This is a genomic window from Kitasatospora sp. NPDC088742, from assembly GCF_055584905.1.
Genome location: NZ_JBVJLD010000035.1, coordinates 1 through 26,539, shown reverse-complemented (window position 1 = coordinate 26,539; position 26,539 = coordinate 1). Strand labels below are relative to the sequence as shown.

Below are 26,539 nucleotides of genomic sequence, written 5' to 3'. Positions count from 1 at the left end.
CGTTCCGGGTCAGCGGATGTCGTCGACAGTGAGGATCTCGGTGATGCCGCGCGAGGCCAAGTAGGCCTCGTCCTCGGCGTGTTCGAGCAGGACGGCGGCAGGGCGGGCGCCGTCGGCGGCCAGCCGGGCGAAGGCCTCGAAGTACGGCCCGCCGGGGGCGCAGACCGAGCGCTTGGGCGCCTCCCGCTCACCGCCCACGTCCAGTACCAGGGCGGTGGTGCGCGGGGCCGGCGGACGCCGGCCGGCCCGGGCCTCGGCCACCGCCGCGGCCAGCGCGAGACCGGCCGGCTTGGGGCGTCGGTCGTTGGTCAACAGGCCCAGTGTGTACTCGAGTTCGGGGAAGTCGGCGAGCGAGCGGCTGACGTCGTGGGAGCACCACCAGGTGACGCCCCACAGGTCCGGGCAGTCCAGCACGGCCGCCACCGTGGCGGCGGTGAAGCGGTCGGCCTGCTCCGGCGGGACGTGCGGGGCCGGGGCGCCGACCTCCTGGAGCCAGACCGGCCGGGCGGGGTCGTCCGCCCAGGCCTTGGCCAGCTCGACCAGGTAGGCGGCGTGGCCGGTGGTGGCCGGCGCGTCCGGGCCGTGGAGCTGGGCGGTGCCGTTGAAGACCCAGGAGTGCACGGCGGTGGCGCCGCCGATCCGGGCGGACTGGCCGGGTGTGAACGGGTGGTCGTCCTGGTAGTACGCCGCGTCGTACTCGGCGTGCACGTGCAGCTTCCCCGGGGCGCCGCGCTCGCAGGCGGCCAGCATCCGGGTCAGCCAGTCCTCGGCCTGCTGAGGGGTGATCAGATCGGGGTCGGGGTGCGGGCCGGAGGAGAACTGGTTGATCTCGTTGCCCACCGTCATGCCGAGGAAGTTCGGCCGGTCGGCCAGCGCGGTGGCCAGGGTGCGCAGGTACTCCTCCTGGGCGGCCGTCACCTCCGGGTCGGTGAAGATGTTCCGCCGGTGCCAGGTCTGGGTCCAGGCGGGGAGGAAGTCGAAGCTGGACAGGTGACCCTGGAGGCCGTCCACCGCCACGTCCAGCCCGCGTTCGGCCGCCGCGTCGGCCAGGTCGGCCAGCTGCTCGACGGCGCGCGGGCGGATCAGGGTGCGGTTGGGCTGGAAGAGCGGCCAGAGCGGGAAGACCCGCAGGTGGTCCAGCCCGAGCGCGGCGATCGAGTCCAGGTCGGCCCGGACGGCGCCGGGGTCGTAGTCCAGCCAGTGGTGGAACCAGCCCTCGCTCGGTGTGTAGTTGACGCCGAAGCGCGGGACGGCAGTTGACCTGGTCAACCTTTCACAGCTCCTTCCTCGACCCCGCGGAAGAAGAACCGCTGGAGGGTGGCGAAGACGACGACGATCGGGAGGAAAGCGATCATGGTCCCGGCGGCGATCAGCCGGGGGTTGGCGCTGAAGGTCCCGTTCAGGTACTGGAGCCCGACGGTGAGGGTGTACTTCTGCGGGTCGTTGAGCACGATCAGCGGCCAGAGGAAGTCGTCCCAGGCGCCGATGAAGGTGAAGATCACCACCACGCTGAGCATCCCGCGCACGTTCGGCAGCCCGACGTGCCACAGCCGCTGCCGGACGGTGGCGCCGTCCACCAGCGCGGCCGCGTCCAACTCCGGTGGCACGGCGGCGAAGGCGGTGCGCATCAGCAGCACGTTGAGCATCGCCAGCGCGCCCGGCAGGGCCACCCCGAGCAGGCTGTCGGCCAGGCCGAGGCCGCGCACGGTGACGTACTGGGAGACGATGGTGACCTCGCCCGGCAGGACCAGGGTGGCCAGGAAGAGGCCGAGCAGCAGCCGGGCGCCGCGGAAGCGCAGCCGGGCCAGCGCGAAGCCGGCCAGGGTGGCGCCGACCGCGTTGCCGAACACCGCGACGGCGGCCACCAGCAGGGAGTTGGCGGCGTAGGTCCAGACCGGGATGGTGTCGGCGACGGCCCGGTAGTTGGCCAGGGTCGGGTGCTGGGGGAGGAAGTCCGGGGTGCGGGTGTAGATGTCCTCGGCCGGGCCCTTGAGCGAGGTGGAGAGCTGCCAGAGGAACGGGCCGACGGTCAGCAGGAGCACCAGGAGCAGCAGTGCGTAGCGGACGGTGTTGCCGGACGGGGAAGGGGAGTTGAAGCCGCGTCGGGTGCGCACGGTGGTCATCCCGCCTTCCGGTTGAGCCGGGCGAGCAGCAGCATCGGCGCCAGCGTGACGGCGAAGAGCAGCAGGCTGAGCGCGGAGGCGTAGCCGAGGTGGCCGGTGAAGCCGCGGCTGTACATCTGGATGAGCATCACCACGGACATGTCGCGCCCGCCCGGGCCGCCGGTGCCGTTGGAGAGCACGTAGAGCTCGGAGAAGACCCGCAGGGCGGAGACCGAGATCAGCACGGAGACCAGCAGCATGGTCGGCCGCACGCCGGGCAGGGTGACGTGCCAGAACCGGCGCAGCGTGGAGGCCCCGTCCACGGCGGCCGCCTCGTGCAGCTCGCGGCCGACGTTGGCCAGGGCGGAGAGGTAGATGACCATGTAGTACCCGAGGCCCTTCCAGACCGTCAGGGCGACGGCGCTGAGCAGCAGCAGCCAGCGGTCGGTGAGGAAGGGCACGGGGGCGGTGACCACCCCGAGCTGCTGGGCCAGGCCGTTGACCACGCCCCGGTCGTCCAGCACCCAGCCCCAGATCAGCGCGACCACCACGGCGGAGGCGATCACCGGGGTGTAGAAGGCGGTGCGGAAGAAGGTGATGCCGGGGAGGCGGCGCTGCACCAGCAGGGCGAGCAGCAGCGGGAGCAGGGTGAGGAGGGGGAGGCAGACCAGCAGGTAGACGATGCTGTTCACCAGCGCGTCGGCCAACTGCTCGTCGCTGAATGCGCGTTGGTAGTTGGCGAGGCCGGTGAAGTGCCCGCCGCCGAGCGGCTTGGCGTTGGTGAAGGAGAGCACCACCGTGTTGAGGGTGGGCCAGAGGTTGAAGACCGCCAGCCAGATCACGGCGGGGCCGGCCAGCAGCCAGGGGGTGAACCAGCGGCGGTGGGTCATCCGATCCTTTCCTGTCCTTTCCTGGGCCGGAGGAGGGGGTGGCGGAGCCGGGGGTGCATTGGGGGTGCGGCCCGGCTCCGCCGGCCTGGGGGTGCGTCTGCGAGGGCGCGTCAGTTCTTCAGCAGCTGGTTGCAGCGGGCCACGGCGGTGTCCAGGGCGGCCTGGGAGGTGGTGTCCCCGTTGATCGCGAGGGCGATCTGCTGGTTGATGACGTCGCTCATCGCGTCCTGCACCTGGACGGGCTGGAGCATCTTGGCCTTGGCGAGCGAGGAGAAGGCGATCACCTTGGCGTCGCTCGCGTTGCTGCCGTCGCTCTTGGCGAAGAACGGGTCTCCGGCGGAGGCCTTGGTGGAGGGGAAGACGCTGGTCAGGTGGGCGAACTTGGCCTGGTTCTCCGGGCTGGTGACCCAGCGGGCCAGCGCGATCGCGGCCGGGGCGTTCTTGACGGACTTCGCGACCGAGACGCCCTGGACGTAGAGCGGCGGGGTGCCGAAGGCGGCGGACGGCACCACCTTGGGCGCGAGCGTGGGGTTGTCGCCGGCCAGCGAGGTGATCAGGTTCCCGCCGCCGGTGGTCCAGGCGACGGTGCCGGCGGTGAAGAGCTTGGAGTTGCCCGCGTACTTGTCGGTCAGCACGTCGCGCGGCAGCAGGCCCTCCTTGAAGGCGGCCCGGTACTTGTCCAGCAGCGCGGCGGCCTGCGGGGTGTTGAAGGTGAAGCTCTTCCCGTCGGCGGCCAGGATCGGCACGCCCGCGTCCGCCAGGTCGCCGAGACCGGGCTTGCGGCTCATCAGATAGGCGTCGGCGCCCGCCTTCTGCTTGAACACCCTTGCCTGGGCGATGAGTTCGTCCAGGTTGGTGGGCAGCTTGGCCGGGTCCAGCCCGTACTTGGCGAGCAGCTCGGAGTTCCAGTAGTTGACGTCGGTGTTGAGGTACCAGGGGTAGCCGTAGGCGCCGTCCTGGCCGGGGAAGCGGTAGGCGTCGATGCCGCCGGCCACGTAGTCGTCGGCCAGTTTGGAGTCGGACTTGGCGAGGTCCAGCAGCAGGCCCTGCTTGGCGAGCGGGAGGGCGAAGTCGGGCGGGAGGTTGACCACGTCCGGCAGGGTGCCGCCCGCCGCCTGGCTGAGCACCTTGTCCGAGTACCCGTCACCCGGCTGGTCCAGCCACTCGACCTGGGTGCCGGGGTACTGCTTCTGGAAGGCGTCGATCACCTGCTGCACGTAGTCGGTGAACTTGGGCTTCAACGCCCAGGTCTGGAGCGAGACCTTGCCCTTGACCTCGCCGCCGACGGCGGTGTCCGCACTCTTGCTGTCGTCGCTCAGGCCGCAGCCGGTCAGCGCCGTGGTGGCGAGCACCGCAGTGGCCAGTGCCGCACGGATTCGTCTCATGAGGGTCCGGTGTCCGTCCTGCCGAGGGGTGGGAAGAGGAGGGTGCTAAACCGGTCTAGTGACGTCCGGGAGCATGCTCCTGGCTAGACTCCGGTGTCAAGAGAGAGGTCAGGTTCGATGGGCAGACCGACGATTGCCGACATCGCCCGCGAGGCGGGGGTCTCCAAGGGCGCGGTCTCGTTCGCGCTCAACGGGCGGCCGGGGGTGAGCGAGGCGACCAGGCAGCGCATTCTCGGGGTGGCGGAGCGGATGAACTGGCGTCCGCACAGCGCCGCGCGGGCACTCGGCGGGGCCCGGGCCGGGGCGGTCGGCCTGGTGATCGCGCGCCCGGCCCGGACCATCGGGGTGGAGCCGTTCTTCGCCCAGCTGCTGTCGGGCCTTCAGGCCGGGCTCTCCGCCCGCTCGGTGGCACTGGAGCTGATGGTGGTCGAGGACACCGCCGCCGAGACCGAGGTCTACCGCCGCTGGGCCTCCGAGCACCGGGTGGACGGCCTGGTGGTGGTGGACCTGCAGACCAGGGACCGGCGGATCGCCGTGCTGGAGGAACTCGCCCTGCCCACCGTGGTGTTGGGCGGCCCCGGCGGTCACGGCGCGCTCTCCAGCGTCTGGGCCGACGACCGCGAGGCGATGCTCTCGATCGTCGACTACCTGGCTGCCCTCGGGCACCGGCGGATCGCCCACCTGGCCGGCCTGCCGGCCTTCCAGCACACCCAGCGCCGGATCAGGGCCGTCCGGGACGCGGCGAAGCGGCTCGGCCTGGAGGCCGTCTCGGTGCCCACCGACTTCAGCGACGCCGAGGGCGCGGCGGCCACCAGGGCGCTGCTGGCCAAGCCCGTCCGGCCGACCGCGCTGGTCTACGACAGCGACGTGATGGCGCTGGCCGGGCTCGGCGTGGCGGCCGAGATGGGGGTGCCCGTACCGGGCGAGCTCTCGGTGGTCTCCTTCGACGACTCGGTGCTGACCCGGGTGGTGCACCCCGCGCTCACCGCGCTCACCCGGGACACCTTCGCGCTCGGCGAGCAGGTGGCCCGCACCCTGCTGTCGGCCGTGGACGAACCGGGGCAGCAGGTGGTGCTCCGGATGCCCACGCCGCGGCTGGTGGTCCGGGAGAGCACGGCACGTGCCCTTGACAGGGACAGCTAAAACGATTTAGGTTCCCGCCCAGCCCGGCCGTGCTCTGCCACGCCCGGGCCACAGCGCCATCCGCACCAGCCCACCCTCTCGGCGCCCCCCGCGCCGGATCGGAGCACTCGGATGAGACGAACCCTGCTGCCCCTGCTGCTCAGCGCCGCTCTCGGCACCGCCGCGCTGGCCGTACCGTCAGCCGTAGCCGCCCCGGTGGCGGCCGCCGCCGGGAACCAGCCCTACGCCTCCTACTGGCACCCGAGCACCATCCTGAACTGGGACCCGGCCACCGACCCGGACGCCCGCTTCAACCGCTCCAAGGTGCCGCTCCAACCCCGGGTCTCCGACCCGCAGTTGAAGGCCAACCCGAACGCCAGGGCGGGCGAGGGCAAGGTGGTCTCGCTGGTCTCCTTCGGCCCCACCTCCAACAACCCCTCCCAGGGCTCCGCCAGCCCGAACTACTACGCCTTCAGCCACTGGCAGTACGTCGACACCCTGGTCTTCTGGGGCGGCTCCGCCTCCGAGGGCCTGATCCTGGCCCCCAACTCCACCGTGATCGACGCCGCCCACCGCAACGGCGTGAAGGTCTACGGCACCGTCTTCTTCCCGCCCGCCGCCTACGGCGGCCAGCTCCAGTGGGTGCGGGACTTCGTCCAGAAGTCCGGCTCGAGCTACCCCGTCGCCGACAAGCTGGTGCAGGTCGCCCAGCAGTACGGCTTCGACGGATGGTTCGTCAACCAGGAGACCGGCGGCGGCGATTCGGCCCTGGCGGGTGAGGTCCGCAACGCGATGCGCTACGCCAAGTCCAAGGGCGCGGTCGACTTCATGTGGTACGACGCGATGACCGAGGGCGGCTCGGTGAGCTGGCAGAACGCCCTCACCTCGGCCAACGACGCCTTCCTCCAGGAGGGCGCCCAGCGCACCTCCGACTCGATGTTCCTGAACTTCAACTGGAGCTCCTCGGGTCTCAACTCCTCCAAGAACCTGGCCCGTTCGCTCGGCCGCAACGAGTACGAGCTCTACTCCGGCATCGACACCGAGGCCAACGGCTACAACACCTCGGTGGACTGGGCCTCGCTCTTTCCCGCCGGGCAGCCGCACACCACCTCGCTCGGCCTCTACCGCCCCGAGTGGACCTACAACTCCTCGACCTCCCGGGCCGATTCGCACGCCCGGGAGGCCCGCTACTGGGACGGCGCCAACGGCGACCCGTCCAACACCACCACCTCCTCGTCCTGGAAGGGCCTGGCCACCTACGTGCCGGAGTCCTCCCCGGTGACGGCCAAGCCCTTCGTCACCTCCTTCGACGCCGGCCAGGGCGACTTCTGGAACTCGGCCGGGAAGCAGGTGAGCCCGACCGGCTGGAACAACCTCTCGCTCCAGGACGTCCCGCCCACCTACCGCTGGCTGGTCTCCTCCGCCGGCACCAAGCTCACCCCGGCCATCGACTTCTCCGACGCCTACGAGGGCGGCTCCGCGCTGCGCCTCACCGGCACCCTGGACGCCGTCAACACCCTGCGGCTCTACCAGACCCGCCTGCCGGTGGCCGCCGACACCAAGCTCTCCGTGGTGCTCAAGACCCCCACCGCCGGCGCCGCCAACCTCAAGGCCGCGGTGGCCTTCACCGACGCCCCCACCACCTTCGTCCCGCTCGACCTCGGCGCCACCACCGGCACCGGCTGGGAGCGCAGGACCCTGGACCTGTCGGCCTACGCCGGACGGACCATCGCCCAGCTCGGCCTCCAGGTCACCGGCAGCGCCGCCTCCTACGATGTGAAGGTGGGTCAGCTCGCGGTCTACGACGGCGCGGTGGACGCCCCCGCGGCGCCCTCGGGCCTGACCGTGCTCGGCTCCACCGACGTCTCGGCCTCGCAGAAGTCCCTCCGCCTCGCCTGGACGGCCTCCTCCGGCGGCGCCCCCGTGCACCACTACGAGGTCTACCGGCGCAACGCCGACGGCAGCCGCACCCTGCTCGGCGCGACCCCGAACGACGCGCTGTTCGTGCCCAAGCTCGACCGGGCCGGCAGCGAGAGCACCACCACCCTGGAGATGGAGGCGGTCTCCACCGAGTACGGCCGTTCGGGCGTGGCCGCCGCCACGGTCACCTGGAGCGGCACCACCCCGCAGACCAACCTCGCCCTCAACCGCCCGGCGACCGCCTCGGGCACCTGCAACGCCAACGAGGGCCCGGCCAAGGCCGTCAACGGCAGCGTCTCCGGCGGCAACGCCGACAAGTGGTGCGCCCTCACCAGCAGCAAGTGGCTGGAGGTGGACCTCGGCGCCGCCAAGCCGCTGTCGAGCTTCGTGGTCAAGCACGCGAGCGCGGGCGGCGAGAGCACGAGCTACAACACCCGCGACTTCACCGTCCAGGTCCGCAACGCCACCACCGACGCCTGGACCACCGCCGTCACGGTCGCCGGGAACACCGCCGGCACCACCACCCACCCGGTCAACCTCACCGCCCGGTACGTCCGGCTGGTGGTGACCAAGCCCACCCAGACCACCGATCCGGCCGCCCGGATCTACGAGTTCGAGGCCTGGGGCTCCTGACGCCCCGTCCGTACCGAGGTGACGACAGAGAGGACCAGCCCAGTGCCCAGCCCCGTGCCGGTCAGCATCACCGCCGTCGAGTCCACCGACCTGTTCACCGGTACCGCCGAGGCCCCGCGCCAGCTCCTGCGGGTCACCCTCGACGGGCCGGCCGCCGTGGTCACCGTGACCGGGCCCGGGGTCGAGGGCGCCGCGGCCGGCACGGGGACGGTCGAGGTCCCGCTCGACCTCACCGCCTTCCCGCCGGGCACCGAACTCCCGGTCACCGTACGGGCCGTGGACGCCACGACGACCGTGACCGTGCGGGTCGCCGAGCCCGGCTGGACCATGTACATGGTCTCGCACTTCCACTACGACCCGGTCTGGTGGAACACCCAGGCCGCCTACACCTCCCCCTGGGAGCTGCTCGCCGGGGACGCCACCACCCGCCCCCTCTGGGAGCGCAACGGCTTCGCCCTGATGGAGGCCCACCTCGACCTCGCCCTCCGCGACCCGGACTACCGCTTCGTACTGGCCGAAGTCGACTACCTCAAGCCCTACTTCGACCTCCACCCCGAACGCCGCTCCGAGCTGCGCCAGCTGCTGGCGGAGGGCCGGGTGGAGCTGGTCGGCGGCACCTACAACGAGCCCAACACCAACCTCACCGGCGCCGAGACCACCATCCGCAACATCCTCTACGGCATCGGCTACCAGCGCGACATCCTCGGCGGAGACCCGCGCACCGCCTGGCAGTTGGACGTCTTCGGCCACGACCCGCAGTTCCCGGGGCTGCTCGCCGAGGCCGGGCTCACCGGCAGCGCCTGGGCCCGCGGGCCGTTCCACCAGTGGGGCCCGATCCAGAAGAACTTCCGCGAGGCCAAGGACGACGCCACGGTGATGCAGTTCCCCAGCGAGTTCGAGTGGCTCTCGCCCTCGGGCCGGGGCGTGCTCACCCACTACATGCCGCACCACTACTCGGCCGGCTGGTGGATGGACAGCTCCCCGGACCTGGCCACCGCCGAGCGCGCGGTGTACGAGCTCTACCGCAAGCTCAAGCCGGTCGGCGCCACCAGGAACCTGCTGCTCCCGGTCGGGACCGACTACACCCCGCCCAACAAGTGGGTCACCGAGATCCACCGCTCCTGGGCCGGCAAGTACCTCTGGCCACGCTTCGTCTGCGGCACCCCGCGCGACTTCCTGGACGCCGTCCGGGCCGAACTCTCGTCCTCCGGGCGGACCTTGAGCCCGCAGAGCCGGGACATGAACCCGGTCTACACCGGCAAGGACGTCTCCTACATCGACACCAAGCAGGCCCAGCGGGCCGGTGAGACGGCCGCCCTGGACGCCGAGAAGCTCGCCACCCTGGCCGCCCTCCAGGGCCTGGGCCGCTACCCCGCCGCCGCCCTGGACAAGGTCTGGCGCCACCTCGCCTACGGCGCGCACCACGACGCCGTCACCGGCTCCGAGTCCGACCAGGTCTACCTGGACCTGGCGGGCGGCTGGCGGGAGGCCCACGACCTGGCCGCCGGGGTGCGGGACGCGGCGCTGGCCGCCCTCACCGGCGCGGTGGACACCCGGGGAGAGGGGCTGGCGGTGGTGGTCACCAACACCCTCTCCTTCGACCGCTCGGGCGTGGTGCGGGTACCGCTGCCGGCGGGGGTGACGGGCGGGCGGCTGGTGACGGAGGACGGGGCCGTCGAGCTGCCCTCCGCTGTCCGGAACGGTGAGCTGCTGTTCCGGGCCGAGCAGGTCCCGGCGCTCGGGTGGCGCTCCTGGCGGCTGCTCCCCGGCCCGGCGGCCGCCCCGCTCTGGTCGTCCTCGGAGGGTGCCACGGCCGCGAACGCCCGCTACCGGGTGACGGCCGACCCGGCGCGCGGGGGCACCCTGAGCAGCGTCCTCGACCTTCGGTCCGGACGGGAGCTGCTCCAGGCCGGGCGCACCGGCAACGAGCTGAGGGTCTACCAGGAGTACCCGCAGCACCCGGACTTCGGCGAGGGCCCCTGGCACCTGCTGCCCAAGGGCCCCGTGACCGGCTCCGCCGAGCACCCGGCCGAGGTGCGGCGCGAGACCGGGCCGCTCGGGGAGCGGCTGGTGGTCACCGGGGAGGTGGACGGCCTGACCCACCGCCAGACCGTCACCCTCTGGGCGGGCGAGGACCGGATCGACTTCCGCACCACCGTGGTCGACCACCGGGGAGCCGACCGGCTGGTCCGGGTCCGCTTCCCGGTCGACCTGCCCGGCGCCCTGCCGGTCAGCGAGGTGGCCGACGCCGTGATCGGCCGCGGCTTCGCCCTGCCGGACGTGGACGTGGCCGAGGCGCCGTGGACGCTCGACAACCCCGCCAACACCTGGTTCGGCCTCGGCTCCACCGCCCGGGTGCGGCTCACCGCCCCGGACGGTTCGGCACTGGGGGAGCGGGCCGTCGGGGTGGCCGAGGTGGTCATCCCCTCGCTCGAACGAGCGGGCGAGGCACGGGAGTTCGTGATCGCCCTGGCCCGCTGCGGAGTCACCGCTACCACCGCCGGCGCCGACTGGGCGCGCTACGGCTGGCTGGAGGTGGACTCCAACCTCCCGGACGTCCGGATCGTCCTGGGCGGTCCCGAAGTCAACCCGGTGGCGCGGGAGTTGCTGGAGTCGGCGGGGGAGGAGCACCGCAAGGCGCTCGCCGTGCACGGCCGGGTCTGGGTGCCCGCGCGGGCGCCGCTGCGCGAGGCCTGGCAGCCCAACGCCGACCTGCGCGACCTGCGGGCACTGCCCGCCCTGATCCTGGCCGACCCCGCCGGGGTTGTGCTGGACGGCGCGGTGATCGAGGCCGTCAGCCCCGACGGACCGCTGCCCGAGGCCGAGCGGCTCACCGATCACACCGTGGCCCTGCTGAACCGGGGCATGCCCGGCTTCGCGGTCGACCCGACCGGCGCCCTGCACCTCTCCCTGCTCCGCTCCTGCACCGGCTGGCCCTCGGGCGTCTGGATCGACCCGCCCCGGCGCACCGCCCCGGACGGCTCCTCCTTCCAACTCCAGCACTGGACCCACCACTTCGACTACAGCCTGGTCTCCGGCGAGGGCGACTGGCGCACCCTGCACCTCCCCTCCCAAGGGCAGGAGTTCAACCACCCACTCCTCCCCGCCGTGCTCCCGCCCCGCCCGGGCAGCCTCCCCGCCCACCACTCCTGGCTGCGGGTCGAACCGCAGCGCGAGGTACGGCTGAGCACCCTCAAACCGACCGGCAACCCCCACGCCCACGGCTCGGCCGCCCCCACCGACCCGTCGGTCACCGGCGTCACCCTCCGCCTGGTCGAGTCCACCGGCCTCGGCCGGCAGGCCACCCTCTCCGGCGCGCTGTCCCTCGCCACGCCGCACCGCGCCGACCTGCTGGAACGCCCACTCGCCCCGGCCACCCTCCCGCTCCCCCTGGCCGGCTCCGAGATCGCCACCCTGACGGCCCGTCCGACCGCCGCCGCACCCCCCGGCGGCCCGTTGCTCGGCCCGGTCGCCGAGACCGCCCAACCCGTCCACTCCCGCTACTGGTTGCACAACCGTGGCCCCGCCCCGCTCGGCTACCTCCCGGTCTCCGTCGGCCTGACCCCCGGCCTGGTACCCGTCACGGACGGCACCCCGGTCGAGTTCTCCGCCGTGCTCGCCTCCCACCTGGTGGACGCCGAGGTCGAGGGCACCGCCGAGGTGATCGCCCCCGACGGCTGGCAGGCCAACCCGCGCCGCCGCCCGTACCGGCTCACCGCCTCCGGCCACGTCCGCTTCCCGGTCACCATCACCCCGCCCGCCGACGCCGCGCCCGGCCTCTACTTCGTGGCGGTCCGGACCGAGCACGACGGCCAACTCGTCGAGGACGTCGCCACGGTGGCCGTCGGCGTCTCCCTCCCCACCCCCGGCCCCGCGCCCGAGGAGTGGTCCCAGACCAAGGGCACCACCGCCACCGAGGGCCGCGACACCGGACTGACGGTGGAGGTCGCCTCGTCGTCCGTCCGGGTCGCGCCCGGTGGCCGCGCCGAGCTGGTGATCCGGCTCGCCAACCGCACCCGGGGCGAGATCCGGGGCGAGCTCCAACTCGTCTCCCCCTGGGGCAGCTGGGAGCTGCTGCCCGACCCGGTCCGCGGCTTCCACGTCGCGGCGGGTACCGAGACCTCGGTGGCCTTCACCGTCCGAGCCCCGGCGGGGGCTTCACCAGGCACCTTCTGGGCCGTCACCAAGGTGATGTGGTACGGCCGTTGCCAGTACGCCCCCACCGTCGAGGTGGTGGTGACCCCGTGAACATCCTCGGTCTGCTCGACGGCCGCCCGATCCCCCGCACCGGCCTCGACCGCCGCCTGGCCGCCCTGCGCTCCGGCCCGCGCACCTCCGCCCTGCCCGCACCCGGCAGCCCCGAGGACCGCCAACTCACCCGCTGGGTCGCCCAGGTCCTCCTCACCGAGGAGCTCTGCGCCGCCGTCGCCACCGAACGCGGCCTCGACCTCGCCGAGCCCGGCCCGGTCCGGCTCGACCAGCGCGCGGCCGTGGAGCTCGGCTCCATCACCGCCGCCGCCTTCGAGGCCAGCGCCGCCGTCCGCGCCGTCTACGCGGCGGTCACCGCCACCGTCACCGCCCCACCCTCTTCACCTCCACCCCCGGCCGCACCCCTCTGGCAACTCTCCACGCCGGACGGCGACTTCGAAGCCGACCCCGACACCCTCCCCACCGTCCTCGCCACCGCCCTCCGCTCCGCCCCGGCAGGCACCGAAGTCACCGCCGCCGGCTGGACCGCAACCCTCACCGGCCGTCGCTCCCACCCCGGCCCAGCCCCCACCACCCACCCCCTCGAAGCCGCCCGCCGCCTCACCTTCACCCGCTGGCTCGACCGCACCCGCGCCACCCGTCTGACCCTCGTCCCCGGCCTCGAACACCCCGGCGACCCGACCCAGCCGGACAACCACCACCGGCACTGACGGGGGATCACCCCAACGCGGCCTCCTGGAGCAGCAGCGGCCAACGGCGGTCACACCCGCCGAAGCTCGAACGTCAGTGCGGCGGTCGGTCGAGGCCCTCGATGATGCGTCGGCGGTGGAGCCGCGCATCCTCTGGGAGCTGCGTGGTGGCCCTCTCAGCCCGCCGACCGCGCCCCCCCGCGGCGGGCGGCGACCCGAGGTGCAGACCGTGGCAGAAGCCGCAGGATGCGGCTTGGAGCAGCTGCTCCAAGCTGTGGACGAGGTGCTGTGGGCGAGGGCCGTCCGGTGGCCGTGCGGAGTCTCCGAGTCACACGAAGGTCGGGGACGTCCACTTGCCCACGGTCGCCTGGTTGCCATCGAGCACCACGAGAACGCCGAGCTCCTGCTCCACCCACCAGGTCCCCGTACACGACGACCACCCACCCCGACCAGCGCTACTTCGTCTGGGCTTGTCCCACGTGCGTTCTGGTCGTCAAACCCGATGGCGGCGCCGGCACGGTGGGCTGTGCGCCCGGAGGAGGCCGGTTATCTGGGAAAGCAGCCGAAGCTGTAGACGTCGAACGCGGACATCACCCCACCGAGGCTTCCTGGAGAAGGAGTTCGCGCAGCGCGGCGGCGGCGTCCGAGGGATCGGTCGAGGTGATCACCACCTGTTCGGCGGCGGTGGACGGGCCGGACAGGGGGATGGCCCGGAGGCCGGGGGGTGTGGCGTCGAGGGCTGATTCGACGGTGATGCCGATGCCCGTGCCGGCCGCCACGTGGGCCGCGATGGCGTGGACGCTGTCGGCCGTGCGGATGATGCGCAGGTCGGCTCCGCCGATTTGGAAGGCGGTCAGGAGGCGGTCGCAGAGGCCGCTGTTGACCTGATGGGGCCAGGTGAGGAGGCTGCTGCTGGAGAGTTCGGTGGTGCTCAACTCGTCCTGGCCGGCGAGGGGATGGGCCGCAGGGAGCAGCGCCACGAAGCGCTCCGTGGAGAGTGCGCTGGCCCGGACCCCGGTGACTTCGCCGAGTGCCCAGGCGATGCCGAGCCCGAGCGTTCCGGCCCGTAGGGCGGAGACCTGGGCGGCGGTGGACATCACCTCCGGCACGATCGTCACTCCGGGGAAGCGCTCGCGCAGCAACGGCAGGCAGCGCAGAAGTAGTTGGTGACAGGTGTACTCGGCGTGCGCGACCACGAGGGTGGTGCGGGCCCCCTCGCCCGCCGCCAGTGCGCGGCCGCGCTGTTGGAAGCGGAGCAGCTGGGCCAGCGTGGCGCGCGCCTCGGGCAGCAGGGCCTCACCCAGCTCGGTGAGCGAGACCCGGCGGCTGGTCCGGTGGAAGAGCTGCCCGCCGAGGGTGCCCTCCAGCCGCCGGACGGCGTCGCTGACGGTGGGCTGCCCCCGGTGCAGACGCGCGGCGGCCCGGCCGAAGTGCAGCTCCTCGGCGACGGTGACGAACGCTTCCAGCTCGATCCTGTCCACGGGGCCACGCTACCCCGATCGATCGGTGCGGCCGATCGCTGCACGTCGCAGATCGCCGTTGATGCCCCGTCACGGACGGGGTCTGATGGTGGGCAGACGGATGATCCCCCGACGGAGGCAGTGAACAGCGATGACCCTGAACGAGACTGACGGTGCGCCGAAGGTGACCCTGGCGGTGGTGTACCACTCCATCCACGGGCACACCGAGGTCCTGGCCGAACACCTGGCGGCCGGGGCCCGGGCGGTCCCGGGGGCGGCGGTCCACCTGGTGCCGCTGCGCGCCGAGGACGTCAACGCCGGCCGCTGGTACGACCCGAAGGTACTGGCCCTGCTGGAGCGGGCCGACGCGATCGTCTTCGGCTCCCCGACCCTGATGGGCAGCGTCTCGGCCGTGTTCAAGGCCTTCATGGAGGCGGCGTTCACCCCCTTCACCACCCAGGCCTGGAAGGACAAACTGGCCGGGGCCTTCACGATGTCCGCCTCGCAGAGCGGCGACAAGCTGACTGTCCTGGAGCAACTGGCCGTCTTCGGCGCCCAGATGGGCATGCAGTGGGTGGGCGTCGGCGACATGCCCGGCAACAACTGGAGCGGCGGCTCCCGCGACGACCTCAACCGCCTCGGCTCCTGGCTCGGCCTGATGAGCCAGAGCCACGCCGACCAGGGCCCCGAGTCGGCCGGCTCCCCCGGCGACCTGCTCACCGCCGAACGCTACGGCGAACGGATCGCCCGCCTGACCCAGCGCTGGGTCAACGCCGTCCCGTACGAGACCCCCAGGATGACCGAACACGAGGCCCGAGCCCTCTCGGCCACCCTCCGTGAACCGGAGGCTGTGCCGCGTTCGTACCCTGGTCGGTGATCGGTGCGGGCCCGGCCGGGGGAGTCCACCGGACCGGTCCGGTGGGCGCAACCCCCTCGGGCCGCGCACTCCCTTGCGGATCGAGAGGGTCAAGCGCCGTGTGGAAGTATGCCAAGGACTATCCGAAGGGCCTGAAGCCCCGTCAGGCGACCGCCCCGCAGTGGCTGATCGACCACGGGACGATCCCGTTCGGTGTTCCCCTCACCGTCGAGTGGGTGCGCAGCACCGAGCCGCATGCCGCAGAGCTCAACGCTTGGTGGCACCACCCGATGCACCCGGAGCGCTCCGACGTGCAGTGGGCCGGGCACGAGCCCGGCGCGAGTGGGGACCGGTACCTCAGGTGGGGGCACCGGTCAGGTGAGCTGCTCAACGGTAGCGCCGTCGTCGCCGGCGCTCTCGCGACGATAGGTCGGAGCACTGCGGTGGACAACACCACCACGAAGTCCTACGAGGGCACCCGATACTTCCGCCTTCCGGAGGACAGGCCGTTCTACGGACTCAACATCGCGAACTTCGCCGTGCTGCTCCGCCACGCCGAAGCTGCGGAAGCCGCTGGGGGTTATGCGCGGTAGGAAGCGCCGATGCTGAGGAGGCCGCGATCGGAGCCCGAGCGGGCTGGTCATGTCCCTCCGGTGAGCGCGGCCACCGCGAGCGCGGCCGCGGTGCCGATGGCGGTGTTGATCGCGGGGTCGTCGGCGCCGGGGGCGGAGCGGGTGAAGACGGCGGTGGCGTAGCGGCGGCCGTCGGGGAGGGTGATCACGCCGATCTCGTTGCGGACCACCCCGAACAGGCTGCCGCTCTTGGCGGCGACCCGGGCCGGCGGGCGGAAGGCGCTGCCGAGGCGGTGGCGGGTCAGCTGACGGGCCATCACCGAGCGGACCCGGGCGCAGGCTTCGGCCGGTCCGGCCCGGTCGGTCCAGATCAGGGTCAGCAGGCGGGCCATGTCGCGCGGGGTGGTGCGCAGCGGGCTGCGCTCCGGGTCCAGGGCGCGGGAGGCGGCCAACTGCCGGTCGGCCTCGGCGTGTTCGGCGGCCGTGGCGGTGGGGGACCAACGCTGGAGGTCGGCCCAGCCGGCCCGGCCGAGGTCCTCGCCGACGGTGTCGAGCATGGTGCGCAGGTCGGAGCCGAGCACGGTGCCGGTGAGGCCGAGGCGGGCGGCGGTGGCGTTGACGGCGGCGGTGCCGATCCGGCGGAGCAGTTCGTCGGTGGCGGGGTTGTCGCTGATGGTGAGCATCAGCACCACCAGGTCCCGCAGGGAGAGTTCGGCGTCGTCCTCCAGCAGGGAGAGGCCGGTGGGGCCGTCGGTCCGCTCCCCGGCGCGCAGCACCACCCGCTCGCGCGGGTCGAGCCGGCCCTCGGCGAACCAGGTCTCGGCCTCCAGCGCGATCTGCACCTTGCTCACGGAGGCCGACACCACCGGTGCGTCGGCGTCGAGCGCGAGCTCGCCCTCGCCGTCGACCTCCTGGACGCAGAGTGCGCCCCGGCAACCGGCCTTCTCGAACACCGCTCGGATGTGGTCCGTCATGGTGCTGATTCTGCCGCAGACCCCCGCCCCCACGGGGGCCGGGGGCGGGGGCAGTGGCAGGGGGGAGACAGCGGCTAGGGGAGGCGGGCCTCCGAGAGCGGACGGACCGTCGCCAGGGTGGTCACCTCGGGGCCGGTTACGGGTGCGCCGCGGCGGGCCTCGGCGCGGTCCGCGTAGCGGAGGAACTGCGGCAGCCGGTCCACCCGGCGCAGGTGACCCTTGATCAGGGCCAGGCCGTGGACGTGCTCGCCGTCCTCGCGCCAGCAGACCAGCGGGACGCGGTAGGTGTCGCCCTCGGGGGTGCCGAAGACCGCCTCGTAGGCGTGGGCGTCGAGGAGGCTCATACCGTGCCGTCCTTCGGGGCGACCGAGAACAGGTGTCCGTAGTCGGTGACGGCGGCGGCCAGGTGGGCGGCGTCGGCGAGGTGCAGCGCGTGCCACATGATCACCTGGTTGGCCGTCAGGACGTGGAAGCCGAGCTCCTCCTCCAGCGGCTTGATGGTGCCGACCGCGCGGATGCCGTTGCCGGCCACCAGGACGGCGTCCGGGCGGTGGGCGGCGACGGTGGTGCGGATCCAGGCGGAGAGGTTCTCCGGGGTGATCGCCTTCTGGTTCGAGGGCAGTCCGCACGGGCCGTGGTGGATCACCTGGTAGCCGAACTCCTCGAAGTAGTCGGCTCCTTGGGCGGAGAGCGCGTCGTCGAACCACGGCGGGTTGACCAGCGCGATCCGGCGGGCGCCGAGCGCGTCGAAGGCGGCCCGGGCGGCCTTGGTGGTGCCGGTGATCGGCAGGCCGCGGGTGACCGGCAGCAGCCGCTCGTAGAGCTCCTGCTCGCCCTGCGCCTTGAGCGCGTAGCTGGAGGAGGTGAAGCCGAGGGTGAGCGCGTGCAGCGGGGAGGCGGCGAGCAGCTCGACGGCCTGGTCCAGGTAGGGGGCCTTGACGAAGTCGAGGATCGGGTCGTGCGGGATCTTCTCGTCCATCTCGCCGCCGGCCCGCATCGCGGCGAAGTGGATCCGGGAGCCGTGGATGGTCACCGACTCCGGCGCGAGCGCCTGGAGTTCGGCCTCCGGGCCGACGTCGGCGTGCGGGACGACGACGCCGATCCGGGTGGAGGCGTCCCAGCCGTCGACGGGCGGGGGAGTGCTGCTCATCGTCGCTCTCCTCAGTGGGCGGGGGTGGTGGCTTCGTCGGCCAGCCGTCCGCCGGAGACGGTGCCGGTGCCGGTGCTGTCCAGGAACTTGGGGTGCTTGCGGCGCATGTTCGCCAGCACGAACTCGTACGGCAGGTCGTCGAAGGCGCCGTGGTCGGTGAGGAACTCCATCGAGCCGCCGCCCTCGGCGGTCGGGTGGTAGAGGCTGTCGGTGCGGCCGTCGAACTCCAGCGGCTGCATGCCGTAGAGCTTGCAGAGCAGCTTGTTGAAGACCGGGGTGGCCTTCACCCACTTCCCCTCCAGGTGCACCTGGGTGAGCGAGTGGAAGAACACGTCGCTGCCGATGTGCTCCAGCAGCCGGGGCGAGGCGAGGTGGTTGCGCACGTCGCTGTAGAGCAGCCGGGAGGGGATGCCGACGGCGCGGACGGCGGCCGCGTAGAGCACCGACTTGTGCATGCAGAAGCCGGACCTGGTGGTCACGGTGTTCGAGGCGCGCAGGCCCTGCTCGGTCAGCGGGGCGCCGTAGACCTCGTAGAACACGCCGTCGCGGACGGCGTAGTAGAGCTCGGTGGCCATGGTCACCGGGTCGGCGGAGCGGTCCTTCACCGCGTGGTCGACGAAGGCCTGGACCTCCTCGGTCTGATGGTCCAGGAAGGCGGTGGGCAGCGTGAGGTGGTCCAACTGCTCGGTCATGACGGGGAGTTCCTCTCGGAGTGCATTCTCGGAGGGCGTTCTCAGAGCCCGAGAAGGGTGGCGATCCGGTTGCGCTGGATCTCGGAGGTGCCGGAGTAGATCGTCCCGGCGATCGAGTTGCGCAGGTCGCGCTCGACGCCGTACTCGGTGAGCACGCCGCGGCCGCCGTGGATCTGCACCGCGTCCAGCGCGGTCTGCAGGTTGGCCTCGGAGACCACGGTCTTGGTCGCGGCCAGGTCGAGGGCGGAGTCCTCGTTGCGCTCCACCTTGGCGCCGGTGTCGGTCAGCCACTTGCGGGCGGTCTCGACCCGGATCTTCATGTCGGCGATCTTGTGCGAGACGGCCTGGTAGTCGCCGATCGGCCGGCCGAACTGGTGGCGCTCCTTGGCGAACGCGACGGTGGTCTCCAGCCGCCTGGTCATCTCGCCCAGGGTGAGCGAGAACCCGAACAGCACCTCGCGCTTCATCACGTGGTCGAGCACCAGGAAGCCGGTGCCCTCCTGGCCGACCCGCTGCCGCACCGGCACCCGCAGCTGATCGAAGGTCAGCGTGCCGACCGGGCTGGTGCGCAGGCCGATCTTGTCCATCGCGGGCCCGACGGTCAGCCCGGGGGTGCCGGCCTCGACCAGCAGGGTGGTGAGGCCGAACGGGCCGGGCCGGCCGGTGCGGACGTAGAGCAGGAAGAGGTCGGCGACGGGTGCGTTGGTGATGAACATCTTGCCGCCGTCGACCACGTACTCGTCGCCCTCGCGGCGGGCGGTGGTGGTGAGGTTCATCGCGTCCGAGCCGCCGCCGCTCTCGGTGATGGCGTGCGCGGTGATCGCCTCGCCGGAGGCTATCCGGGGCAGGTGCTGCTCCTTCAACTCCGGGCTGCCGAACCGCTGGAGGGGCACGCCGACCGAGACGATCTGGGTGGAGGCGGAGAAGGAGAGCCCGGCGTCGTGCGAGACGTACCCGAGGCCCTCCAGGACGCGCATGGTGGCGGTCAGGCCGTGGCCGGCACCGCCGTACTCGGTGGCGAAGTGGGTGCGGAACAGGCCGGTCTCCCGGAGCGCCTTCCACTTGTCGTGCGGGAACTCCCCGGCGGCGTCGGCCGCCGCCAGGTCGGCGTTGAGCCGGTCGGCCCAGGGTGCGGTGAGCTGGTACAGGTCCTCGGTCACGTCGGGCTCCTCGGGTGGGTCGCGCGGGCCGGGCCCGCCGCCAGGGGGTGCGGCGGGCCCGGGCGCCGGGGCGGATCAGTACTGCGAGAACCCGTCCTCGGAGAGGACGTGCTTCTCGGTGCCGACGATCGGCGGGTTGAAGATCGAGACCAGCAGCAGGTCCTCGTCGTCCGAGGCGATCAGGTAGTGCGGGTCGTGCTGGTCCAGGACGTAGATGGTGCCCTTGGTGATCTTGTGACGGGTGCCGTCCTTCTCCACGACCTCGCCCGAGCCGCCGACGCAGTAGCAGGCCTCCAGGTGGTTGCGGTACTGCAGCGCACTGGAGGTGCCCTTGCGGACCAGGGTGTCCGCGACGGCGAAGCCCATGCCGTCGGACTTGGTCAGCAGGCGGTGGCTGGTGCCGTTGCCCCACTCGACCGGGGCGACGTCATCGAGGCTGCGAACGAACATGGCTGTCTCTCCTATGCGGAATGCGGAAGGTGTTCCGGGTGGGTGGCTGGGTGCCGGTGGTGCGGTGGAACGGGCAGTGCGGGCGGTGCGGTCGCTCAGACGGTGGCGGGGCGGTGCTTGAGGATCAGCGCCACCATCGAGTCGATGGTCCGGAAGTCGTCGGGGCTGAAGTCCAGCTCGTCGACCGGCAGTTGGTAGGCCTCGGCGAGGTGCGACAGCAGCCGCACCAGGCCCAGGCTGTGGAGCACGCCGGACTCGATCAGGTCGTAGTCGTCGGTCAGGTCGGAGGCGTCCTCGCCGGCCAGGAACTCGGCCGCGACGTAGGCGCGGACCTCGTCGGCTGTCTCGGTGCTGCTCATGCGTCGCTCTCCTTCAGGCGGTTCTGCTTGATGAGGTTGCGGTCGGGCTTGCCCGTCGAGGTGCGGGGCAGTGCGGTGCCGGTGACGTGCACCGAGCTGGGGATGGCGTGCCGGGGCAGGTGCCGGCCCAGGTGGGTGCGCAGCCGCAGCCCGGTGAGCGTGCTGCCCGGCCGGTGGGTGACGTGGGCGTGCAGGCGGACTCCGGCCTCCGGGTCGGGCAGCGGCACCACCACCGCCTCGGTGACGTCGGGGTGGGCCGCGATGACGTTCTCCACCTCCTGGAGGTTGGTGCGGATGCCGCGGACCTTGACGTGCCAGTCCGCGCGCCCCTCCAGGAAGTGGCGGCCGTCCGGGGCCCGGCTGACGATGTCCCCGGTCCGGTAGAAGACCTTGCCGTCGAGCTCGGTGAAGGCCGCCACGTTCAGCTCCCGGCGCAGGTAGCCGGTGGTCTGGAACGGCGTGGTGACCAGCAGTTCACCGCTTCCGGCGCCGGTGATCCGCCCGCCGTCCGGGTTCAGCACCAGGGCCTCGGTGCCGCGGATCGGCCGGCCGATCGGCATCGGACCGGACAGGTCGGCGGGGTCCAGCCGGTGGATGAAGGAGTCGTTGGTCTCCGTGCACCCGAACACGTTGTGGAACGCCGCCCGGGGGAAGGCCGGGGCGGTCCGGCCGAGCAGCTCGGCCGGCATCCGGTCGCCGGTGAAGACGGCGTGCCGGACGGTGCGGAAGACCCCGGCCCGTTCGAGCATCAGCCGGTACATCATCGGCACGCCCTGCAGGAAGCTGACGCCGTGCCGGGCGACCAGCTCGGCCAGCTGCTCGCCGTCGGCGGCGCGCTGACGGTCCACCAGGACCACGGTGGCGCCGAGCCGCAGGAAGGCCCAGACGTCCAGCAGGGCGAGGTCGAAGTTGAGCGGTGCGTACGAGAGCGCGGTGTCGTGGACGGAGAGCCCGAACTCCTCGGTGGCCCAGTCGGCGAAGGACTCGAAGCCGTCCTGCTCGATCGGCACGATCTTCGGCGTGCCGGTGGAGCCGGAGGTGGTGAGCAGCAGCCTGGTCCGGGCCGGGTCCGGCACCGAGAAGCCGTCGGCCTCCCGCTCGTCCGCCGCGACCGGGGCGGCGGTGAGGCCGCCGCTCTCCTCGGCGGTGAGCACCCGCACCGCCCGGGCCTGCCGGGCGAGGCGGTCGAGCACCTCGCCGCCGAGGTCGGGGGAGGGCGCCAGGGCGACGTGCCCCCGGCCGGCCAGGGCCAGCAGCAGGGCGACGGTCTGCGGCGTCTTGTGCGCCGGTACGCAGACGGTGCTGCCTTCCGGCAGTGCCAGCTGCGCCAGCTTCCTGCCCAACTCCTGGGTGAGGTTGAGCAGTTGACCGTAGGTCACGGCCTGGTCGTGGTGGTGGAGCGCGATCTGGTGGGGCCGAGTGCGGCCGTGGGAGGCGACTGTCTCGGCGAGGCGGGACGATGGCACGGCGGGATTCCTCGCAGTCGCAGCCTCCGGCAGTGTGGGTGCCGTCCGGCTGTTCGAATCGTGCGCTGTCGAGAGAAAAGTTAGCCGAGCAGGTACATGCTTGGTCAAGCATCCACTTGGCGAAGTGGTTGTGACGCGGACCACTCAACTTGCATATGCAAATAAAAAAGACCCCGAACGCCAAGGCGTTCGGGGTCGGGCGCGAGGCCGGGGGTCAGCCCTGGGCCGCGCGCAGTGCCTGGACCGTGGGGCCCAGGGTGGGGTCGGCGGTGAAGGTGTTGAGCGCGGAGGAGAGCACCTCCGCGTAGGTGGCCCTGGCCGCCTGGTAGCGCTCGCGGCCCTCGTCGGTGATGACCGCGTAGACGCCCCGCTTGTCCGAGGGGCACAGGTCCTTGAAGGCGAAGCCGGCCGTCTCCAGGCGGCCCACCAGGCGGGTCACCGAGGACTGGCCGAGGCCCACCTTGTCGGCCAGGTCCTGCATGCGCAGCTCGCTGGTGGCGGAGTGGTGGAGGTGCTCCAGGGAGCGGTACTCCGACAGTCCTATGCCGTGCCTGCGCTGCAGGGCCAGGGCCAACTCGCGCTCCACGTAGGTGTGCAGCGTGAGGACGCGGTTCCACACCGCGTGGTCTGAGGTGGGTAGGGACACGGGTGGAGAGTTCGCCATGGTGCCTCCCTCTGGGGTTGCTGCGGTCTCCGAGGAATGATACATGCTCATGCAAGTTTCTGAGCCGGGCGGTCGGTTTGCCCGGGGCGGGTGACGCCGGCGCCGGGGGCGCGTGCTGACGGAGCAGGCCCGGGATTCCGTCGGAAAGGGGTGCCCCCGGTCATTCGGATTTGACGGAGTGGGAGCCCTACTTTCCGTCGGTGGAAAACGGAGCGGACGTTCTTTACTGTGAGGGATGCCCGAATTGACGCCGCGTTTCCGCAGCCACGGGAGGGACCAACGACATGAGCAGGCGGGATCCCGTCGCCCAGTTCACGGACCAACTGTTCGCCCACTTCCGCAGATCCGACCAGCGCAGATGGGCGCACGCGTACGTTTACGGCCTCCTCGGCACCTCCGGGAAGAAGTCGGTGCGCCGGCTGGCCGAGCTGGCCAGTGACTCGCCCACTGCGGCGCAGGCGCTGCACCAGTTCGTCAACGAGAGCCCCTGGGGCTGGGAGCCGGTCCTCGACCGGCTGAGGCAGTGGGCCGAGGACCGCGCCAGACCGCGGGCCTGGACCGTCGCCCCGGTGGTCCTGCCCAAGCGCGGGGACAAGTCCTGTGGCGTGCACCGCCGTTTCGTCCCCGGCGCCGGACGGACCGTCAACTGCCAGGTGGGCACCGCGGTCTTCCTCTCCGCCGAGGCCGGGGACCTCCCGGTCGGCTGGCGCCTGCTGCTCCCCGAGTCCTGGACCACCGCGGCGCTGCGCGAGCAGGCCCGGATCCCGTTCGCCACCGCGGCCACCACCGAGGAGGACATCCTCCGGCTGGTGGACCTCACGGTGGGCCGCTCCCGTCACCAGAGCGTCCCGCTGGTGGTGGACCTCGACGGATACCTGGATCCGGTGCTGATCGCCGAGGGGCTGAACCAGCGGGGGCTGGAATTCCTGCTGGCGATTCCGGGCGGATTTCCGCTGGCTCCGCTGGACGTCCGCGCCTGCAATTCCGGCCGCGCCCTGATGCCCGCGCTCCGGATCCTCGCCGACTGCGGGGGAGGTGAAACGCCGGGGGCGGGGAGGGGCGGCGACCGCGGTGGCCTGGTGCAGGTGCCCGGGGTGACCGCGGCGGCCGGCCGGGCCCGGATGCACCGGGTGTTCACCCAGCCCGCGCTGCGCGCCAAGGAGCAGGACCAGCTCTGGATCACCAACATGGTGAACCGTCCGGCCGAGGAGCTGCTGGCCTACGCGGAGCGCCGCCCGGCCGCCGACGAGACCGTCAACCAGCTCCAACGGGGCTTCGGGCTAAGGGACTTCGAGGGCCGCTCGTACCCGGGCTGGCACCACCACATGGCCCTGGTCTCGGCGGCCTTCGCCTACAGCCGGCTCGCCGCCGCGCCCTCCTCCGAGCTCCCGCCGGCCGCCCTGAGGGCTGCCTGAGCTCAGCTGTTGACAGCGAGATGCTTGCTCATGCAAGCTTTATCCATCGCCAGGCCCCAGCAATGGGGCTCTGTGCGGGATCTGAATATGCTTATACATGCAAGTGTTTCGGCTTCGACCAGGGGGAAGCATGCGTCACTCCGAGATCTCGGAGAGCGAGCTGACCGGGTACGTCCGCGAGGCGGTCCGGATCAGCCGTGAACACGTGGCCAGGGGTGGCATTCCGTTCTCCGGGGTGGTCGTCAACCACGGCCGTATCCTCGGCACCGGCTTCAACCGGGTGCGCGAGGACAACGACCCCACCGCCCACGCCGAGGTGGTCGCCCTGCGCCAGGCGGCCGGCACCTACGGGCTGCACGCCACCGCGGGCGCCACGCTGATCGCCTCCGGAGAGCCCTGCGCCCTCTGCTACATGGCCTCGCTCTACTTCAACGTGTCCCACATCGTGCACGCCGTGGACCGCCTGACCGCCGCCAGGTACGGCTTCGACTACACCGGCTCGTACTCGATCTTCGCGGACGACCCGGAGAGCTGGCCGCTGCGCGTCACCTCGCTGCGCACCCCGGGTGACACCGAGCCCTTCGAGGACTTCCTCAGCCTGGACCGCACCGAAGCCCGCACCGACGTCCGAACCACCGACCGGGAGCGACCGTGAACGAGCCTTCCGCCACCGGGCCTTCGACCGAGAAGGTCAAGATCAAGGTCTGGTCGGACTACGTCTGTCCGTTCTGCATGCTGGCCGAGGGCCCGCTGCACGAGGCCACCCACGACCTCGACGTCGAGATCGAGTGGATGCCCTTCGAGCTGCGGCCCCACCCCACCCCGACGCTGCGCCCCGAGGACGCCTACCTGCCCGCCGTCTGGGCCAGGTCGGTCTACCCGATGGCCCGCCGGATGGGCGTGGACATCACCCTGCCCACGGTCTCCCCGCAGCCCTACACCCGGCTGGCCTTCGAGGGCTACCAGTACGCCGCCGAGCACGGCAAGGCCGCCGAGTACACCCCGCGCCTCCTGCGGGCCTTCTTCCAGGAGGACCGGGACATCGGGCAGCCCGCGGTGCTCGCCGACATCGCGACCGAACTCGGCCTGGACAGCGGCGAGTTCACCCAGGCACTGGACGCGGGGACCTACACCGAGACCCACCGGGAGGCACTGCGGGCCGCCGAGGCGTACCGCATCACCGTCGCCCCCACCCTGATCATCGGCGAGCGCCACCGGATCGAGGGCGTCGCCACGGCGGCCCAGATCCGCAAGGCCGTGCTCGACGTCCAGGCCGAACAGGCCGTCACCCGGGGCGCCGCCTGCGGCATCGACGGCTGCTGACCCGCACTCCCGCCGTGCCTGCTCCGCACCGACCCGCACGGCTCAACTCCCAAGCAGCGAAAGGGGAATTCCCATGCAGTGGATCTACCTCGCCATCGCCGTGGTCTTCGAGATCGCGGTGGCCATCGCGGCCGGCAAGGCCGAAGGCTTCAAGAACCGCCCGTGGACCGCCGCCACCCTGATCAGCGGCGCGATCGGCACCTTCTTCCTCAGCAAGGCACTGCAGACCTTCAACGTCGGTGTCGGCTACGCCATCTGGACCTCCGTCTCCGGCATCGGCATCACCCTGCTGGGCGCCGCGCTGTTCGGCCAGAAGCTCAGCTGGCAGAAGGCGCTCGGCATCCTCGTCATCATCGCCGGCGTCGTCGGCCTCCAGCTCAGCGGCGTCTGAGCCCCACCTCACCCCACTCCGATCCACCAAGAAGGGACCGCGCACATGTCCGACACCAGCTCCAACTCCGGATCGGCCAACTCCTGGCTGATGCTCCTCCTGGCCGGCGCGTTCGAGGTCGGCTACGCACTCTCGGTCGGCGGCAGTGACGGCTTCACCAAGCTCTGGTGGTCGCTGGTCGCGGTGGTGTTCTTCCTGCTGACCCTCTGGGCCCTGAGCGCCGCGCTGCGCACCATCGACGTCAGCATCGGCTACGCGGTCTGGGCCGGCATCGGCTCGGTCGGCGCCGCCCTGCTCGGGCCGGTGGTCTTCGACGAGCACCTCACCGTGGCCCAGGGCGTCTGGCTGGCCGTCATCATCGTCGGCGTGATCTGGCTCAAGCTCGCCGACCGGATGCAGAGCAGCGGCTCGGCCCCCGAGGTCGAGCAGCCGGCCCGGCAGGAGAACCCCGCCCAGCCCGTGAAGATCTGACGGATGCCCAGCCCCGCCGTCGGGGGCCGTCGTCCGACCCGGTGGGGGGGGGCCCCCCCCCCCGGGGGGGGGGGCCCCCCGCCCGGGGGGGGCGGGCGCCGGGGGGGGGGGGCGGGGCCCGGGGCCGGGCCCGCGGGCCCCCCCCCCCCCCCCCCCCCCACCCCGCCCCCGGGGGGGGGGGGCCCC

Annotated in this window: 25 protein-coding genes; 11 read left to right on the top strand and 14 right to left on the bottom strand. The window is 72.1% G+C overall.

Annotated features, from left to right (window positions below; all coding sequences use genetic code 11):
- Positions 1-9: 9 nt before the first annotated feature.
- The 4 genes from ACZ6ZR_RS25270 to ACZ6ZR_RS25255 form a co-directional block, all read right to left on the bottom strand.
- Positions 10-1,269: a glycoside hydrolase 5 family protein gene (locus ACZ6ZR_RS25270; protein WP_465645892.1), complete on the bottom strand. Its 1,260-nt coding sequence runs from the start codon at positions 1,267-1,269 to the stop codon at positions 10-12.
- On the bottom strand, positions 1,266-2,123 hold the full coding sequence (locus tag ACZ6ZR_RS25265; protein WP_465645891.1) for a carbohydrate ABC transporter permease: 858 nt from the start codon (positions 2,121-2,123) through the stop codon (positions 1,266-1,268). The genes ACZ6ZR_RS25270 and ACZ6ZR_RS25265 overlap by 4 nt, the downstream gene beginning before the upstream one ends.
- On the bottom strand, positions 2,120-2,992 hold the full coding sequence (locus ACZ6ZR_RS25260) for a carbohydrate ABC transporter permease (RefSeq protein WP_465645889.1): 873 nt from the start codon (positions 2,990-2,992) through the stop codon (positions 2,120-2,122). Before ACZ6ZR_RS25260 ends, ACZ6ZR_RS25265 begins: the two co-directional genes overlap by 4 nt.
- Before the next feature lie 110 nt (positions 2,993-3,102).
- Positions 3,103-4,377, bottom strand: a complete 1,275-nt coding sequence (locus ACZ6ZR_RS25255; RefSeq protein WP_465645887.1) for an ABC transporter substrate-binding protein — start codon at positions 4,375-4,377, stop codon at positions 3,103-3,105.
- A gap of 117 nt (positions 4,378-4,494) precedes the next feature.
- Here ACZ6ZR_RS25255 and ACZ6ZR_RS25250 point away from each other — a divergent pair, with 117 nt between their 5' ends.
- The 4 genes from ACZ6ZR_RS25250 (at position 4,495) to ACZ6ZR_RS25235 (ending at position 12,971) form a co-directional block, all read left to right on the top strand.
- On the top strand, positions 4,495-5,520 hold the full coding sequence (locus tag ACZ6ZR_RS25250; RefSeq protein ID WP_465645885.1) for a LacI family DNA-binding transcriptional regulator: 1,026 nt from the start codon (positions 4,495-4,497) through the stop codon (positions 5,518-5,520).
- Between the two features lie 111 nt (positions 5,521-5,631).
- Positions 5,632-8,052, top strand: a complete 2,421-nt coding sequence (locus tag ACZ6ZR_RS25245) for an endo-beta-N-acetylglucosaminidase (protein ID WP_465645883.1) — start codon at positions 5,632-5,634, stop codon at positions 8,050-8,052.
- Positions 8,053-8,094: 42 nt separating this feature from the next.
- Positions 8,095-12,300 carry a glycoside hydrolase family 38 N-terminal domain-containing protein gene (locus ACZ6ZR_RS25240; RefSeq protein ID WP_465645881.1) on the top strand — a complete coding sequence of 1,402 codons (4,206 nt, stop codon included), beginning with the start codon at positions 8,095-8,097 and terminating at the stop codon, positions 12,298-12,300.
- The gene (locus ACZ6ZR_RS25235) at positions 12,297-12,971 is read left to right on the top strand and encodes a DUF7158 domain-containing protein (protein WP_465645879.1); all 675 of its coding nucleotides are present in this window, start codon (positions 12,297-12,299) and stop codon (positions 12,969-12,971) included. The genes ACZ6ZR_RS25240 and ACZ6ZR_RS25235 overlap by 4 nt, the downstream gene beginning before the upstream one ends.
- A 569-nt stretch (positions 12,972-13,540) precedes the next feature.
- On the opposite strand, the gene ACZ6ZR_RS25230 is transcribed toward ACZ6ZR_RS25235, so the two are convergent.
- Positions 13,541-14,431 (bottom strand): LysR family transcriptional regulator, encoded by an 891-nt coding sequence (locus tag ACZ6ZR_RS25230; RefSeq protein ID WP_465645877.1) that lies wholly within the window; start codon positions 14,429-14,431, stop codon positions 13,541-13,543.
- Between the two features lie 130 nt (positions 14,432-14,561).
- Between ACZ6ZR_RS25230 and ACZ6ZR_RS25225 the strand changes: the two genes are divergently transcribed.
- Both ACZ6ZR_RS25225 and ACZ6ZR_RS25220 read left to right on the top strand, forming a co-directional pair.
- Positions 14,562-15,287 (top strand): flavodoxin family protein, encoded by a 726-nt coding sequence (locus ACZ6ZR_RS25225; RefSeq protein ID WP_465645875.1) that lies wholly within the window; start codon positions 14,562-14,564, stop codon positions 15,285-15,287.
- A gap of 98 nt (positions 15,288-15,385) precedes the next feature.
- Complete coding sequence (locus ACZ6ZR_RS25220; RefSeq protein WP_465645873.1) at positions 15,386-15,859, top strand: hypothetical protein; 474 nt, start codon at positions 15,386-15,388, stop codon at positions 15,857-15,859.
- A gap of 47 nt (positions 15,860-15,906) precedes the next feature.
- Here the strand turns inward: ACZ6ZR_RS25220 and ACZ6ZR_RS25215 are convergent, their stop codons facing one another.
- The 9 genes from ACZ6ZR_RS25215 to ACZ6ZR_RS25175 form a co-directional block, all read right to left on the bottom strand.
- Complete coding sequence (locus ACZ6ZR_RS25215; protein ID WP_465645871.1) at positions 15,907-16,812, bottom strand: serine hydrolase; 906 nt, start codon at positions 16,810-16,812, stop codon at positions 15,907-15,909.
- Between the two features lie 74 nt (positions 16,813-16,886).
- Positions 16,887-17,156, bottom strand: coding sequence for a DUF6253 family protein (locus tag ACZ6ZR_RS25210; protein ID WP_465645869.1), 270 nt, complete (start codon positions 17,154-17,156; stop codon positions 16,887-16,889).
- On the bottom strand, positions 17,153-17,962 hold the full coding sequence (locus tag ACZ6ZR_RS25205) for a maleate cis-trans isomerase family protein (RefSeq protein ID WP_465645867.1): 810 nt from the start codon (positions 17,960-17,962) through the stop codon (positions 17,153-17,155). The genes ACZ6ZR_RS25210 and ACZ6ZR_RS25205 overlap by 4 nt, the downstream gene beginning before the upstream one ends.
- An 11-nt stretch (positions 17,963-17,973) precedes the next feature.
- A complete protein-coding gene (locus tag ACZ6ZR_RS25200) occupies positions 17,974-18,654 on the bottom strand; it encodes a transglutaminase-like domain-containing protein (protein ID WP_465645865.1) in 681 nt (226 codons plus the stop codon).
- Between the two features lie 41 nt (positions 18,655-18,695).
- Complete coding sequence (locus tag ACZ6ZR_RS25195) at positions 18,696-19,814, bottom strand: acyl-CoA dehydrogenase family protein (RefSeq protein WP_465645863.1); 1,119 nt, start codon at positions 19,812-19,814, stop codon at positions 18,696-18,698.
- Between the two features lie 75 nt (positions 19,815-19,889).
- Complete coding sequence (locus tag ACZ6ZR_RS25190) at positions 19,890-20,264, bottom strand: ectoine synthase (protein WP_465645861.1); 375 nt, start codon at positions 20,262-20,264, stop codon at positions 19,890-19,892.
- A 95-nt stretch (positions 20,265-20,359) separates the two neighbouring features.
- Positions 20,360-20,623 carry an acyl carrier protein gene (locus ACZ6ZR_RS25185; RefSeq protein ID WP_465645859.1) on the bottom strand — a complete coding sequence of 88 codons (264 nt, stop codon included), beginning with the start codon at positions 20,621-20,623 and terminating at the stop codon, positions 20,360-20,362.
- Positions 20,620-22,089 (bottom strand): AMP-binding protein, encoded by a 1,470-nt coding sequence (locus ACZ6ZR_RS25180; protein ID WP_465645857.1) that lies wholly within the window; start codon positions 22,087-22,089, stop codon positions 20,620-20,622. The genes ACZ6ZR_RS25185 and ACZ6ZR_RS25180 overlap by 4 nt, the downstream gene beginning before the upstream one ends.
- A 214-nt stretch (positions 22,090-22,303) precedes the next feature.
- Positions 22,304-22,735: a MarR family winged helix-turn-helix transcriptional regulator gene (locus ACZ6ZR_RS25175; protein ID WP_465645855.1), complete on the bottom strand. Its 432-nt coding sequence runs from the start codon at positions 22,733-22,735 to the stop codon at positions 22,304-22,306.
- Between the two features lie 302 nt (positions 22,736-23,037).
- On the opposite strand from ACZ6ZR_RS25175, the gene ACZ6ZR_RS25170 reads away from it, so the two are divergent.
- The 5 genes from ACZ6ZR_RS25170 to ACZ6ZR_RS25150 all read left to right on the top strand — a co-directional run bounded on the left by ACZ6ZR_RS25170 (position 23,038) and on the right by ACZ6ZR_RS25150 (position 26,353).
- Positions 23,038-24,168: an IS701 family transposase gene (locus ACZ6ZR_RS25170; RefSeq protein ID WP_465645853.1), complete on the top strand. Its 1,131-nt coding sequence runs from the start codon at positions 23,038-23,040 to the stop codon at positions 24,166-24,168.
- 130 nt (positions 24,169-24,298) lie between these two features.
- On the top strand, positions 24,299-24,823 hold the full coding sequence (locus ACZ6ZR_RS25165; RefSeq protein ID WP_465645851.1) for a nucleoside deaminase: 525 nt from the start codon (positions 24,299-24,301) through the stop codon (positions 24,821-24,823).
- Positions 24,820-25,491, top strand: a complete 672-nt coding sequence (locus ACZ6ZR_RS25160) for a DsbA family oxidoreductase (protein WP_465645849.1) — start codon at positions 24,820-24,822, stop codon at positions 25,489-25,491. The genes ACZ6ZR_RS25165 and ACZ6ZR_RS25160 overlap by 4 nt, the downstream gene beginning before the upstream one ends.
- A 73-nt stretch (positions 25,492-25,564) precedes the next feature.
- Positions 25,565-25,882 carry a DMT family transporter gene (locus ACZ6ZR_RS25155; protein ID WP_465645847.1) on the top strand — a complete coding sequence of 106 codons (318 nt, stop codon included), beginning with the start codon at positions 25,565-25,567 and terminating at the stop codon, positions 25,880-25,882.
- Positions 25,883-25,927: 45 nt separating this feature from the next.
- Positions 25,928-26,353, top strand: coding sequence for a DMT family transporter (locus tag ACZ6ZR_RS25150; RefSeq protein ID WP_465645845.1), 426 nt, complete (start codon positions 25,928-25,930; stop codon positions 26,351-26,353).
- Positions 26,354-26,539 lie beyond the last annotated feature (186 nt).